Raw genomic sequence first — 14336 nt, forward strand, 5'->3', positions numbered from 1 at the left:
CTTCGTATCATGGGCTTTGCCAGCCAGATGGATAATGGCATCGAATTTCGGAAGATTCCGCATCGGAAAAGAAGCCGGTTCAATATCCTCCCAAGAGAAAGTCTTCACCACCCCCTCCTTTTCAGGAGCGACAATATCCAGCCCGTAAAGGCTATGATGCTCCTTTAGGGCAATAACAAGATTGGAACCCACAAAACCGTGGATTCCGGTGATAAGTATGTTCATTGAAATATGCTAAAAAATATACTGACCGGAAACGTGATTACCAGTTAGGGACAAAGCCTTTACCGAGGATAAAGGTAGGTCATTAATTACTTGCCAGAAATAGCATATAAGATATTCCTATTTACCCTCTTATTTTACGGGGATTCATGCGATTCATCAACCCTTGAAAATAAACATTTAAAGGATATGGCAATAAAGAACGGACAAAGGGAATACAAACTCCAATATATACAATGAAAGACAAATGAAGTTTTCTACAGCCGCGCAAACCTGTTTTCATTCTATACCAACCTACTTCTATACTGTTTCTTCTCACACTTTCAGCAAAGAAGCGATAATACAACAATGATTCCGAAATATTAGCGAAATGCAATCCTTTTTCTGCACACCTGAACCATAAATCATAATCATCCTGACGCAGACCGGCATCAGGATTATAACCGCCTACTGATAAAATAGCATTTTTTCGATACATCACAGTAGGATGATTCATGGGACAAGTCCAGACCAGACGAACAATATCTTCATGCGTAACCGGGACCTTTATAACCTCTTCGAGATTGTTTCCACATTCGTCTATTTTAGTAGCATAAGATCCCACTATATCTATCATTGGATGTGATTGCAAAAAAAGAACTTGTTTCTCAAAACGATATGGATAACAAATATCATCTGTATCCATACGAGCTACAAATTCATAACTGCAATGCTTCAAGCCTATATTAAGTGCCTTGCTTAATCCTAAATTATCAGGTAAAGGAATAACTCTAAGCAAATTAGTATCATAAGAAGATAGAATGTTTTCCAACTCAGCAGTGAGAGGTCCATCCTTAACCAATATGATTTCAGAAGGAGGAAGCGTTTGATTCAGTACACTATCAAGTGCAGACTTCAGATAAATCGGTCTTTCTTTATAATAGACCGAAATCAATACAGAATAGTTGGGTGACATTTATATAAGATGAATTATTTAAGGCTTCATAGCTACTCTCAAGCCTTCTGCCATAATTTTGCATAAGACAATATCATAGCCTTTTGAGAAAATTTATCTTCATAAATAATTCTTGATTTTTCCCCCATTTTCACAAAATCAGGTCTGTCAATCAATATTTTTTCAAACAACTCAGAGAGTTGTCGTTCATCTGCATCTACCAAATAGCCCGAAATTCCTTCGACAATCATTTCCGGAATACCTGCTATACGGGTAGATATAATGGGCAAACCACAACGCATAGCTTCAATAATTGATATTGGCAATCCTTCGTCTTTTGAAAACAATATAAAAGCATCCGAGTTAGTCAAATAGTCATTTACTTGATTTGAGTTGCCCGCAAAATAAATATCAGCTGAAAGTGTAGCTGCTACTTTTTCCAAAGCATTACGCGAAGGACCATCTCCGACAAAAGTCACAGAAAAAGATTTTTGTTGTTCAGAGGTCAATTTAGATAATGCATGAAGTATGCCTATTTGATTTTTACGATTACACAATGTTCCTACGCATACTAACCTAGTCTGATTGGTTGAAGATATACACTTACTTCCACCTTCAATATCAGGGATGCCATTATAGACAAATGAAGTCTTTTGCGAAGATATGTGGGGGTAAAGATGACAAAAATTCCGACGTGGGAAATCGGCTACAAAATTTACCTTATCCACTCTATTCAGTACAACATCCTCTATCCTACGTTTCATAATACCAAAAAAACAAGAACGAAACAAAGGGTAATACTCTTCATACATTGACCATAAAGAGCCATTACTATGCAGTGTCAAATACACAGATTTTTTGTTTTTTCTTTTACGCTTCAAATAGTAATAACAAGCAAACAAGTCTTGGAAATGAATAATATCCGGCAATTCATCATTGGGTATTTCATCGAAGGCTTCTACTATCCGTTTGGAATATCGTAATCCAGAAAAATAAATCATAGCATACGTCATGAGATGGCTATATTTAGCATATCTCATCAGTCTATCTTTCAGTGATGCCCTCTTTTTTATCTTTTCATAATCAGAGAATTTTCTTACCTCGCCATAAACATCGTCAAGCGTAAAGATTGAAAGCCTCACCCCTTGTTCAGCAAAGTCGTTGGCGCATTTTTTTAATCCAAGTACAAATCGTGCCGCTCCGTTAGGTGCATTAATCCATCCGGAAAATATAATTTTCACCTTTTTCATTCTATTTTTAATTTTATCTATCAATCGAAGAAGATTTTACATTATTTATTGTTTAATAAAAGGGAGCGCATCTCTTCCTTACTTTTTACGCAGTCAAAGCCCCAATACTTGTGCGAAAGAATTTGTTGTTGTATTTGTGCTTGAGGCGAATTACTTTCGAAAGCTTTCCACAAATCATGCCATAAAGGCTCTACCTCATCCAACGTTTGAGCAGGATTGATAATAAGGTGAGGCTTATTGAGATAAATGCAATAGCCCGTATGCGTACCAATGCTGTTTGAACAAGTATAGTCGGCCAGCGAAATAATGGTTTTCAATCGATTCAAAAAGTTTATATCCAATTGGTGTCCGGCAGTAGTCACTTTAAATCCGGCTTTTGCATACAAATCACCAAAACCCTTTTTATACTCATCCAAATAATACATATTCACAATTACTGTATCAAACCCATGCTGATTTTTAAACTTCAGTAATTCATCAATCATGCTATGTACTTTATATTCCAAACCACCTTCACAACTAGTATGCGTAGGAAAAAAGAGCAGCGTTCTACCCAATTCTCTCTTTAGCAAATTCATCTCCTCATGGTTCACCATGCACTCGGCATAATGTATATAGGGGCCGATAGACACCACTGGTTTGTGAACACTTTCAAGCCCTTTCACCCGTATATCACTGAAAGTCATGATACGCTCTGTAGTTTTACATCGAGCTGCTATAGGCACATAATCATCAACATAAAGACCATGCTCTATAGACCAATCAAATTTATCCACACCTGCATATTGTTTCAAAGCATAGGCCTGACCATAAAAGTTAGAATCTCTAATGGTTTCAATAGGACAAAAGGGTATAGGCTTCACCAGTTCTTTGTATTCAAAGATACTCATCGCCTTTCGACGATTTATCTCTTTCCAAAACTTCTTCTCATTTTTCACATAATAATAAGTATTGTAAAACGACAGTAAGAAGAATGATTCCTTAAGCATTGAAGCTAAAAAAGAACGAAACAGTATTTTCATGTATCAACAAATTACATTAAAAAATGGTCGTAAAAGGAATATAATTACCAGAATCCTTAAAAATTTCCTGACTAAACATCAAGATACCATATAGCAAGACAATTGCCATGCATAAAAAACGCCATCTATTTACATGAACTAAATTTACTATTGATGGAATAATAAAAATATTTGCCATATAGCAAGTACTCGCTATGCGCTGTGATATAGCACCAAAAGAATTGAAGAGCAAGAAAAAAACAATACCCACAAACAATATATTATAGAGGAATATTTTTTTTCTAACTGAAAACAACAGATACGAAGCACCGAATATGGCAATATTAAAGAACATGCCCATTGTTAAAGACGTCTCGTTCAATTCTCCCGAATGCCCTCCATTGAGATAAAAAAACAGCCTATTATCCATACCAATCATTGGGAAAAGTAATGCATCAAATAATGAAATGACAGTATCTGGATGTAGAGCTACAAAAAAAGAAAGTACTAAAATACAGACGTACATATATGTCGGATCTTTTTTAGAACTAATCAGTAGTATGGGTAAAAAGAAAAGGCTCAAAACATGAAACATTGCACCAACAACAAGGGAAAAAACAGCCTTTTTCTTCTCATTTTCCAGCCATAAGAAACATCCTTTCCATACAAAGGTTACCATTACTCCATGACGAACCAAATTAAAATTAAAAGATAAAAAGAACAGAAATATATACAAGACGATTGACAAAGGTACATTATCTGAAAAATAAAAAATAGTCCTTTTTAGATTATACACAATAATCGAAAATAATATCAATGATAATATTTCAAATGGAGCACCTATAGAACGCAGTAAAGAAGATAATATTACATAACCCGGTTCTACAAAAAAGTCCTCGGCTGTCAATTTGGATACTGAATGAATCCTATTATAATAATCCTTATAACTAAGATAGTCAGCTCCCACATCATATCTAAACACCACCATTGCAAAAAGCAAGAGAATGCATATCGAAATAAAGTAGAAACCAATGTTTTTCAATCTACAATCTTGGCTCAACAAAGCTCCTATAATTCCTACCAACAATAGGAAAAAATAAATTTCCATTATTTCAATAATATCCGTTGTTTCATTATTTAGATTTTCTTCCAATGAAAAACATCTCTGTGATTGCAAGGGAGAAAAGGAGCTATATCCACCATCAATATCATAATCCCACGGAATAAAACAATTATGTCTGATGATTCCGGTTAAAGTACTCTTCTCTATTATCGAATATCAAAAAAATATTTTATTAGCAATTTTATTCTTCCTTTTAGTGATAAGTGCTTCATAGAAACAAAAGAGTGAACACGATTGTGATAATAATCGATATCAAAAAGTGGAGACTCTTGATACATGCACCACCAGTCTTCATGCCTATAACACAGCCCATTCCACGGCTTCACAGGACCTGTATAATGCGTTACGCCATGACGCATAGCCTCTTCCATTTCTCGCTCATCAATATGGTTAAAACTGTTCACTGTATGCGTAGCAAATGCTTGATAGTGTTGTTTTGTGAAATTGTATTTTACGGGCAACAAATATTTCTTTGTATCACAACTCAAATTGATTATATCCTGATCTTGGTATAGAAAGTTTCTTTTGCCCAATTTTATCCATTCCAAGTCTATCTTGTCCTCTCTTATTTTCTTGCAATTCAAGATAAGAAAACCCGCATTTATGTAATCAGAATCTGTACATCCCAACTCTATACCATAATTATTGCTTTTTTCATTCTCTATATACGCTCTCACACCAGCAATGTAATAGTTACTCAAATCAACATCTTCATATATCTCATTCAAAGAACATTTAAATATGATATCAACATCAGAGTAAATTATTTTATCATATACAGGTATCAGTTTAGGTATCAACAACCTATAATAAGTAGCTTTTGTGATACCTCTAACTTCATAAGCATCGGAAATTTCATTATTAGATTTTATAAAATGTATATCCAAGCAGTGAGGGTTATTCTTAAGCTGCACCCATCCCTTCAGTGCCTCCATCTTTTTCCCATAATCGGTAATGATATATATATCATATTGAGTTTCCTGCCCACACGACGATAACAGAGAATATATGCATATACCTGTCTGTATAATGAGATTTTCATCTGTGGCAAATACTATAGGAATTGTTGTCATGATGTAGATAGTTTATTTTTTAATGATACAATGGTTTATTTTTTTTGTATATAAGAGAGTAAATATCCAATCTCTTTCACTCTGAATAGATAGCTCAACAAAGCATACGTGGCTAGACCCACCAACACACCGCCCACCAACTGCACATAGACGTTGGTAACCATCAGCAAGAAAAGAGAAACCACCCCACCCATAGCTGCCGTAAGCAAAAACGCAGGTAAAAGGGCTCGTATCTGTTGTCCGAATCCCGTAGTTATCACTTTTTTTGTGTAATAAACACCAATCACCATATCCAGCAGATTATAGAATACTAATCCCCAGCAAAGTACTTTAACCCCCAAAGGCATGGTGACTATCAAGATAGCTATTGCAGCTATCTTTTTTATCACCTCTTCTCGCAAAAAGTAGTCTGAACGTCCCCTTACGTTCAACATCTGATTGTTTACCACCATTACAGGATACCACATATAAGCTATACAAAGTATGAAGATTAGAGGAGCTATAGGAATCCATTTTTCTGTGAGCAACACCAACACTAACGGACGCGAGAGAACACCTATTCCCACCGATAGCGGAAAAATAATGTAACAGCTCATGCGCAAGTATTGAAGAAAAGATTGAGAGAGCCTCTCCGCATCATGCTGCATTTCGCATTGCAAAGGGTAGATAACCCTTGTGATAATACCGGAAATAGTCTGCGATGGGAATTGAGCTATAGACAAACTTCTATTATAGAAGCCAACATCCGCCGCCGAATAACTGCGTCCTATAACCAATGCGTAGAGATTGAGATAGATAGTGTGCAACAAGCCCGACAGCATCAGTTTGGAACCAAATGAGAAGAGCAATCTGAAAGAGCGCCACGAAAAACACCAACCGGGCATCCAGCGTGAAAACACCCAAATGAACAATGTGTTTAGTATGGAGCCCAGCAATCCCTGCATCACTAGTGCCCACACACCAAATCCTTTATAAGCCATAATCAAGCCGCAAACACCACTCAGTACCACCGAGAAAAAGGAAACCTGAGCCTGTATCTTGAAGTCCATCTGAATGGTTAATTTTGCTCTCTGTACGATGGAGAAGGCAGAGATTACAATGTTCAGCCCCACCCATCGGGTGATAATCTTCAGTAGCGGCTCGTTATAAAAAGCTGCTATGCAAGGGGCAATTCCGAACAACAATAGATATACCATGACAGCCACCACTATATTGAAATAGAACACCGTAGAAAAATCAATCTCCGTCCTATCCTTTTTCTGTATCAACGCATTACTAAAACCACTATCAATGAACCATTGTGCCAACGACATAAATATGCCCAGCATCGCAATCAGCCCATATTCCAAGGGAGCCACCAAACGGGAAATAACAATGGTCAATACAAACTGTACACCTTGCATCGAGAAGCGTTCTATCGCACTCCATGCCACGCCCTTTACAGCCTGTGTCTTCATTGACTCTGCCATACTCTCTTACTCACAATTTACAATTTTGAAGTTTGTATCTATTTTTGCTTTATAATTTATAAAGGGAATACCTGAATAATACCCTAGGTAATTAAAACACACGCTTCATAATCAGTTTACAGATATTAGTTTCAAAGGTACTGAGTGCAGGCAAGCACTCGCTACACGCATATAGCACCTTTTTTATCAATATCTACCCATAAAATAGTGTTCAATTCTTTGCAAAAGATTTAGCTTTTCTTTGTCATATTTCCGTACCAAACCAAACAAAAAATCCAAGTAATTAGTGAAGACCAATCTTGTCTTTTCACCGCCCAATTCTATATATTTCAAAGAATTGCACTCTTGTATGTAACAAATAAACTCCAATATTTATAATTCTTCATCATCCAAAAACTCACCCTCTTCTCCTCACCTTAAGCCATTCATCCAGCCACCCATTAACCACCCACCTAATTTCCTCCTCCTCCAAATCCCCGAAATAGTAGAAAATCAGCGACAAATAGGCGCTTAGTCTTGCATCGAGCCCTTTTTTATATGGATATACGTTTTTGTACTGATATGAGCTTCCAAAGCAAGTTCCGCGATAGTAATCTTTCTCATTTTACGTAAAGTTTCGATAAAAGCACCAAATGAAGAGTGAATAAAGTTCTTACCCATTTAGATAATTTTCAAGTAATTAGACAGATAATATATTTTTAGCATCCAGTGGGGGCATATAGATTAAGGAAACCCACCACAAGACGGTTTCCTAATAAATAACGTCAATAAGGACACTGATTTTTAAGATTTGTTGTTAGTTCAATCCGATAGTCAAAGGCAATAAATGTTCATAATCCCTGCTCCACTATATACCGGTCCACATTCCGTGTCTCTTTGCTGAAATTCACCCCTACCTTCACCAGTTTCCTGCCGTCCAGAGCATAAGGAATCAGATAGCCTTTTTCGTCAATCTGCTTCAACGCGTCCTCAGCGCTGCCGTCTAACTTGAACTCAAAAACATATATAGCTGCAGGAGTATGAACCACAGCATCAGCACGGCCGCGAGCACTGCGAACCTCTGTCTCCACAAACTGCCCCAGCAGCGTGAAAACAACATAGAAAATAGCTTGGTAGTGGCGCTCGGTACTGCCACTCAAATCGTAGGGAATACCTGCAAAGAACACTTTCAGGCGCTCCATGAAAGCATTCACATCTCCGGCACGAAGCTCGCGCATAAATTGGGCGATATGAAAACCGGTCTCGTCATCAGTAATCTTTGTATAAAAAGGTACCAGAAAGCTCAGAAAAGCGTAACGGACTTCATCGTTGGGAAACGCCAGAGTATAAAGCAACACTTCCTTGTCATACCCCTTGATGGTCAGATAGCCGCTCTGATAAATCATCGGAAGCGGATTGTTGGCCTCCGCACGATACTCAGAGAAAGCGGAAGCAGTAACTTCCACACCTCCAATGAGAAGGCGAAGGTCGTAGTCGCTCTGCTTCAACAAATCGACAAGATAAGTAGGGGTACCGGTCTGAAACCAGAAATTACCGAATTTCTGTTTCTGAAGCACATTCAGCACACTGAACGGATTGAACAGTCCAACAGCTGTATCTTCACAGAAATGATAACCGTCATACCGCTTTTCCAGAGAAAGGACTGTCTCCTCAAACGTCAATTTCTCCACGGTGGCCAGACGGAATATCTCAGGGGTAAATGTCTCTATCAGTTCAGCTTTCGTAATGCCACACAAAGTATTATAATCATAGTCCCTGCTGATGTCGTTCAGCTGATTCAAGTCGCTGAACACACTGACTTGAGCAAATTTGGTGACACCCGTCAGGAACACGAAACGGAGGTAGCGGTCGGAACTTTTCAGTACTCCGTAGAAGGCTTTCAGAATGCTGCGGTATTCTTCCAAAAGCGGTTCATTGAGAATGGCCTGAAGCAGAGGCTTGTCGTATTCGTCAATCAAGACAACCGCCTGCTTGCCCGTATTTTCATAAGCACGCCGGATAACTCCCGAGAAACGGGAAGAAAGCGTACCTTCCACCGCATCACTCCCCCAACGGTCTTCCCAAAGGCTAAGATTGCGTGAAAGCATCTGTTCAAGAGCCTCTTTTGTGTCATACCTCTCGGCGTTCAGGTCCAAATGCAACACAGGATATTGCTCCCACTTCGTTTCCAACCGCTCTATGGCAAGCCCCTGAAACAAGTCCTTACGGCCCTCAAAATACGCCTCGAAAGTTGAAATGAGCAGGCTCTTGCCAAAACGACGCGGACGACTCAAGAAATAGGGCTTACCAACAGTCACTATCTGATAAACCAGAGCAGTCTTGTCCACATAGAGATAACCATCTCTACGTATTTCCTCAAAAGTCTGTATGCCGATAGGCAGTTTGCGCATCTGTTCCATTTCCTTTTCTCGTTTTCCAACCTTCACTCCACCAATGGTTCTCACATACAAAGTTAAGAGTATTTGCCCACATGGCAAAGAAAGCAGAACGTTTTTTTAAGAATGTCTGCCATTCTTTATTCCCTTTTCCGCACCTTCAGCCATCCCTCCAGCCACTCATTCACCATCTGCCTGATTTCATCATCCTCCAAATCCATGGAGTAGTAATAAAAAAGTGACTGATAAGCACTTAATCTCACATCCAGCCCTTTTTTATTTTTCCATACGTAGTTGTACAAATATGGGCTTCTTTGGCAAGAGTATTAATATTCAAGTCTTTCTCTTTACGCCATTTCTCAAACAAAGCACCCAGTATAGGGTGATTACTGTTTACATTCATCGTCGTCTTGTATTATGTTATCAGAATTAAAAAAGTACATGTTATTAAACGTTATTTTAGGTTTCTCACATTTAAAATATTTTCCATATATGGAAAATATATAATGAGAAAAGAGCCCTAACTTCGCACAAAATCTTTAAAACAACAAAATGGAAAATCTTTAAAAATGTCGCTTTTCATGCCACCCATCTCACCGATGAAGGACGGAGCGACCGGGAAAACCGTGAAAAGCGCCACGCTCACCCCCCTGCGTACTTTGGAACTGAACGAAGTTTACCAACTCATCACTGCCAACAAACGGCTGATCATCCTGACCCAAGCCATCCGCGAAGCCGCCCTACAAGGCGATGACGACAACTGCCGGATGCTGAAACAGCAAACCTTGCCCTATGTCACCCCCTGCGGCGTATTCACCCGACGACGGAGCGACTGCCTGGAACTACCCTCCGGACTGGTGGTGGTAGACGTAGATCACCTCGACTCGCCTGACGAAGCCCGACGCCTGAAACAGCTGCTGTTCGATGACCCTTACCTCGCGCCGGTGCTGGTGTTCGTCAGCCCCACCGGACGGGGTGTAAAGGCTTTTGTACCCTGCCCTATCGGAAAAGACTGCACGGAGGCGGTGCGCTGGGCCATGAACTACGTCCACTGCATGTATGACGCCGAAAACACACAACCCGGAAAAGGAGTGGACACTTCGGGGAAAGACCTCGTACGTGCCTGTTTCCTCTGCCACGACCCGGAAGCACTGCTCAGAAAAGTTGTGGACTTCGAATGATGAGCCATTGCAAATCACCGACTACAAATTACTAATTATAAATTACCAAATCTGATGGAACCACTATCTTCATTGCACCTTCTGGCCGAAGCAGTCAGAAATGCAGGAGCAGACATTGCTCCAACCTATCAAGAATATATACAACTGGCCTTTGCCATCGCCAACGACTGCGGCGAAGCAGGCCGTACTGATTTTCTGGCTCTGTGCAGCCCGTCTCCGAAGTACAACCCGCAAGCGGCCGACAAGCTCTTCAGCAATGCCCTGAAGACAGGCCGTAACGACGTGCATCTGGGAACCGCCTTTCATCTGGCCGAGCTTTGCGGCGTGAAGATTCAGCACGAAGCCGCACCCGCCATTGGTACACTTGGTACACAAAGTTCACCCCTCTCTTCCGCCTCACACACACGCGCACGCGAGGAAGAGTCCGCAGCGGGCATTGAACCACTGTCTCCATTACCCACTTTCGACGAACATCTCCACTGGCCTTATCCCCTGAATCGCATCATGAGCTGCGGAACCTCCCCCGCCCAATACGATGTACTGCTACTGGGTGCCGTCACCGTATTGGGCGCCAGCATGGGGAAACACGTCCGATGTTCCTACGGAGGAAAAATGATGTCCCCCTGCCTGCAAACCTTTGTAGTAGCCCTGCCTGCATCCGGCAAAGGAGTGCTCTCCTTGGTACGCCTGCTTGCCGAACCCATTCACGACGAGATACGTGAGCAGGTAGCCGAAAGTATGGCATGTTACCGCCGCGAAAAAGCAAAATACGACACACTGGGCAAGGAACGTGGAAAAACGGAGACTCCCGTAATGCCTCTCAACAAGATGTTCCTCATCTCGGGCAACAACACCGGAACCGGCATCCTGCAAAACCTGATAGACTCCGACGGTACCGGACTGATATGCGAAAGCGAAGCTGACACCATCTCCACCGCCATCGGTTCGGAATACGGACACTGGAGCGACACCATGCGCAAGGCCTTCGACCACGACCGGCTGTCCTACAACCGGCGCACCGACCAAGAATACCGCGAAGTGAAAAAGACCTATCTTTCCGTACTTCTGTCGGGCACCCCCTCACAAGTGAAACCACTGATTCCCACTGCCGAGAACGGGCTCTTTTCCCGCCAGGTGTTCTACTACATGCCTGCCATACATCATTGGCAAAACCAGTTCGACCGCAATGACAGCGATCTCGAAGATACCTTCAAGGCTCTGGGCATGGAATGGAAGGAGAAAATGAAAACCATTGTCATGAACGGAATATTCACCCTTCACCTTACGGACGGACAGAAAGATGAATTCAACCGGCTCTTCTCCCGACTTTTCATACGTTCCGGACTGGCCAACGGAAACGAGATGTCGAGCAGCGTGGCACGTCTGGCCATCAACATCTGCCGCATCATGGAAGTGGTGGCCATGCTCCGCGCAATGGAACAAGGGGAAATCACCGCCTCGCCTTACGTGTCGCCCGACCCTCACACAGCCACAGACAATCTGAAAGACCACATTGTCAGCCGATGGGATCTCCTCATTGCTTCCGATGACTTCCATGCCGTACTCTCACTGGCCGAAAGCCTTTACCGGCATACCACCCATATCCTCTCCTTCCTACCCCACACCGAAGTGACAAGCCGCGGCAATGCCGACCGGGATGCGCTGGTAGGCAGCATGGAAGAAGAATTCACAAGGGCCTCTTTCCTGCAGAAAGCCGAAGAGATGGGCATCAAATCGGAAACCGCCTCCACCTGGCTCAAGCGCATGCTGAAAAACGGACTGGTGAAATATGTAGATGGCAAGGGGAAATACCGGAAACCAAAAGTCTGACAGTTTGCTTCGCTTCACGCACGCGCATGTGTGTGTGTGTGAGGCGAAAGGACGGATGAACCTTTGTACCAAGTGTACCAACCTCACCTTTACGCTTCCCGACTTGACCTTCACGCCGCCCGACCTCAGGTTTAAGGCTCTCCAAGTGCAGCCACTATCAGCCTCACCTGGGCTGGCGTATAGGAGCGGGAACGGGAGGAACCGCCCAAGGCGGAAAGCCTGTCACGCAGGTCGGGACAAAGGTCTATCCAGTGTTTCAGCTTGCGGAAAGCAGCCTCCGGACAAAGATTGGGACAATAGATTTGGGCCAATTCGGTACGCCCGTATGTACGTATGACAAAAGAATCCATAGTTGACAGTTATGATTTATTTTTCACCAAAAGTAATTATAAATCATGACATTATCAAACTTACAAGCGTAAATAACCGACTAAAACAGACCCTAACAGACGAGAACCTGCAAAAACCGGCAAACGCCCGTATCCACAGCCTTATCTTTGCATCGTTGAGTTCAACACAGCAAATGTTTTTATCCTTTAACTTCTAAATTTTAATAGTATGATTCGTTACAAAAAGTATCAAGTGACGGGCGAAGACAGCCCACTGAAAGGCCTCTGGTATGCACGCCCCGTAATCGAAGAGACCTTCGACATCGAAAAACTGGCCAAGCACATGTCCAATCACAACACCCCCTATTCGAGTGGTGTCATCAAGGGAGTGCTGGCAGACATGGTGGCCTGCACCAAGGAACTGATTCTGGACGGCAAGAACGTGAAACTGGATGACCTTGCCATCTTCTCCGTAGGAATCGTCAGCAAGAAAGGGGCGCAATCCGCTGCCGACTTCTCGCTGGCCAACAACGTGAAGGGGCTGAAGCTCCGCGCCCGTGCCACCGGCGAACTAAGCAATGCCCAAATCAACCTGGATGGACAGTTGAAGGAAGCTTCCCTATATGCCGTAGGCGGGAAAGCTCCCGACGGCAGTGGTTCCGACGGCGGTTCCGGAGGGAATGACGGTGACCAGGGCGAGAATCCGTTAGGATGAGAACAATTACAAGTTACTAATTACTAATTATCAATTACCAATCATCATGAGTGAAGACAAAAAATCAAGATCCGTGTGGGGCATTGTCCTCAAAGTAATCATCACCGTAGCCACCGCCTTGGCGGGAGCTTTAGGTCTGGGCGCTTGCAAATAGCCATGCGTACGATTACCCTGCTCATTGTTCATTGCTCGGCCACGCCTCAAGGCGTGACCCTGAGCTTTGAGGATTGCCGCCGCGACCACATCCTCCACCGCGGTTTCCGCGACATCGGCTATCATTTCTATCTGACGCGCGACGGCGAGATTCACCGAGGCCGCCCGTTGGAAAAAACCGGTGCGCATTGCCTCAATCACAACCGCCACTCTATCGGCATCTGCTATGAAGGAGGACTGGATGCTGCAAGTTGTCCTGCCGATACCCGCACACGGGAACAGAAGGCTTCGTTACTGGCACTGCTACGTGAGTTGAAGCGTATCTTTCCACGGGCGCTGATTGTGGGGCACCATGATTTGAATCCGGCGAAAGCTTGTCCGTGTTTCGATGCGGAAAGGGAGTATAGGGGGCTGTAAAAGGCTCCCTTCTTCATTCTACACCCAATTTCATCAACCCCATGCGCACTTCTTTATTGGGGATATCCAGCGTATAAAGATGTGTAAGCGGAGAATAATTCTTTATCGTCACATGCCTTTTGACGCCTATAATTGACAATATCACGCTTTATATCCTCTTCCATCACAGCAACACACCATCTTTCACTACATTATAATAAAATACAGTCTTTCTCTTTGCTGCCTCCCAAGCTTTACGAGTCATCACAATCGGGCTAATAATAG

The 14336-nt window shown here is 42.4% G+C and carries 16 protein-coding genes; 5 read left to right on the forward strand and 11 right to left on the reverse strand.

All coding sequences use genetic code 11. From position 1 onward, the window contains the following. The 10 genes from HU824_RS04530 to HU824_RS19665 form a co-directional block, all read right to left on the reverse strand. Nucleotides 1–225: NAD-dependent epimerase/dehydratase family protein (locus tag HU824_RS04530; RefSeq protein ID WP_176468221.1), on the reverse strand; the 225-nt coding region annotated here is incomplete at its 3' end. A 121-nt stretch (nt 226–346) separates the two neighbouring features. Next, nucleotides 347–1177, reverse strand: a complete 831-nt coding sequence (locus HU824_RS04535) for a glycosyltransferase (RefSeq protein WP_176468222.1) — start codon at nt 1175–1177, stop codon at nt 347–349. 38 nt (nt 1178–1215) lie between these two features. Further along, nucleotides 1216–2406, reverse strand: coding sequence for a glycosyltransferase family 4 protein (locus HU824_RS04540; protein ID WP_217994165.1), 1191 nt, complete (start codon nt 2404–2406; stop codon nt 1216–1218). 41 nt (nt 2407–2447) lie between these two features. After that, nucleotides 2448–3428 carry a hypothetical protein gene (locus HU824_RS04545; protein ID WP_255260468.1) on the reverse strand — a complete coding sequence of 327 codons (981 nt, stop codon included), beginning with the start codon at nt 3426–3428 and terminating at the stop codon, nt 2448–2450. Nucleotides 3429–3444: 16 nt separating this feature from the next. Next, nucleotides 3445–4560 (reverse strand): EpsG family protein, encoded by a 1116-nt coding sequence (locus HU824_RS04550; protein ID WP_255260469.1) that lies wholly within the window; start codon nt 4558–4560, stop codon nt 3445–3447. 116 nt (nt 4561–4676) lie between these two features. Further along, nucleotides 4677–5603 carry a glycosyltransferase family 8 protein gene (locus tag HU824_RS04555; RefSeq protein WP_176468223.1) on the reverse strand — a complete coding sequence of 309 codons (927 nt, stop codon included), beginning with the start codon at nt 5601–5603 and terminating at the stop codon, nt 4677–4679. Nucleotides 5604–5638: 35 nt separating this feature from the next. Continuing rightward, nucleotides 5639–7072: a lipopolysaccharide biosynthesis protein gene (locus HU824_RS04560; RefSeq protein WP_176468224.1), complete on the reverse strand. Its 1434-nt coding sequence runs from the start codon at nt 7070–7072 to the stop codon at nt 5639–5641. Between the two features lie 510 nt (nt 7073–7582). Next, complete coding sequence (locus HU824_RS20000) at nt 7583–7732, reverse strand: helix-turn-helix domain-containing protein (protein ID WP_353061880.1); 150 nt, start codon at nt 7730–7732, stop codon at nt 7583–7585. A 170-nt stretch (nt 7733–7902) separates the two neighbouring features. Beyond that, complete coding sequence (locus HU824_RS04565) at nt 7903–9471, reverse strand: ATP-binding protein (RefSeq protein WP_176468225.1); 1569 nt, start codon at nt 9469–9471, stop codon at nt 7903–7905. A gap of 116 nt (nt 9472–9587) precedes the next feature. After that, nucleotides 9588–9710, reverse strand: a complete 123-nt coding sequence (locus tag HU824_RS19665; RefSeq protein ID WP_255260470.1) for a hypothetical protein — start codon at nt 9708–9710, stop codon at nt 9588–9590. 318 nt (nt 9711–10028) lie between these two features. Between HU824_RS19665 and HU824_RS04575 the strand changes: the two genes are divergently transcribed. Together HU824_RS04575 and HU824_RS04580 are read left to right on the forward strand one after the other, a co-directional pair. Beyond that, nucleotides 10029–10628, forward strand: coding sequence for a BT4734/BF3469 family protein (locus HU824_RS04575; RefSeq protein ID WP_136011359.1), 600 nt, complete (start codon nt 10029–10031; stop codon nt 10626–10628). 54 nt (nt 10629–10682) lie between these two features. Next, on the forward strand, nt 10683–12458 hold the full coding sequence (locus HU824_RS04580; protein WP_136011358.1) for a DUF3987 domain-containing protein: 1776 nt from the start codon (nt 10683–10685) through the stop codon (nt 12456–12458). A gap of 131 nt (nt 12459–12589) precedes the next feature. Here HU824_RS04580 and HU824_RS04585 read toward each other — a convergent pair whose 3' ends face one another. After that, a complete protein-coding gene (locus HU824_RS04585) occupies nt 12590–12808 on the reverse strand; it encodes a DUF4248 domain-containing protein (protein WP_136011357.1) in 219 nt (72 codons plus the stop codon). Between the two features lie 208 nt (nt 12809–13016). On the opposite strand from HU824_RS04585, the gene HU824_RS04590 reads away from it, so the two are divergent. Genes HU824_RS04590 through HU824_RS04600 form a run of 3 tightly spaced genes read left to right on the forward strand, consistent with a single transcriptional unit; the run spans nt 13017 to nt 14072 of the window. Further along, on the forward strand, nt 13017–13502 hold the full coding sequence (locus HU824_RS04590; protein ID WP_136011356.1) for a DNA-binding protein: 486 nt from the start codon (nt 13017–13019) through the stop codon (nt 13500–13502). Nucleotides 13503–13548: 46 nt separating this feature from the next. Next, nucleotides 13549–13656, forward strand: a complete 108-nt coding sequence (locus HU824_RS04595; RefSeq protein ID WP_176468227.1) for a smalltalk protein — start codon at nt 13549–13551, stop codon at nt 13654–13656. Nucleotides 13657–13658: 2 nt separating this feature from the next. After that, entirely contained in the window at nt 13659–14072 is a 414-nt protein-coding gene (locus HU824_RS04600; RefSeq protein WP_136010405.1) for an N-acetylmuramoyl-L-alanine amidase, read from the forward strand. The last annotated feature ends 264 nt before the right edge of the window (nt 14073–14336 follow it).

The organism is Bacteroides sp. L10-4 (assembly GCF_013373675.1).
Classification (GTDB): domain Bacteria; phylum Bacteroidota; class Bacteroidia; order Bacteroidales; family Bacteroidaceae; genus Bacteroides; species Bacteroides muris.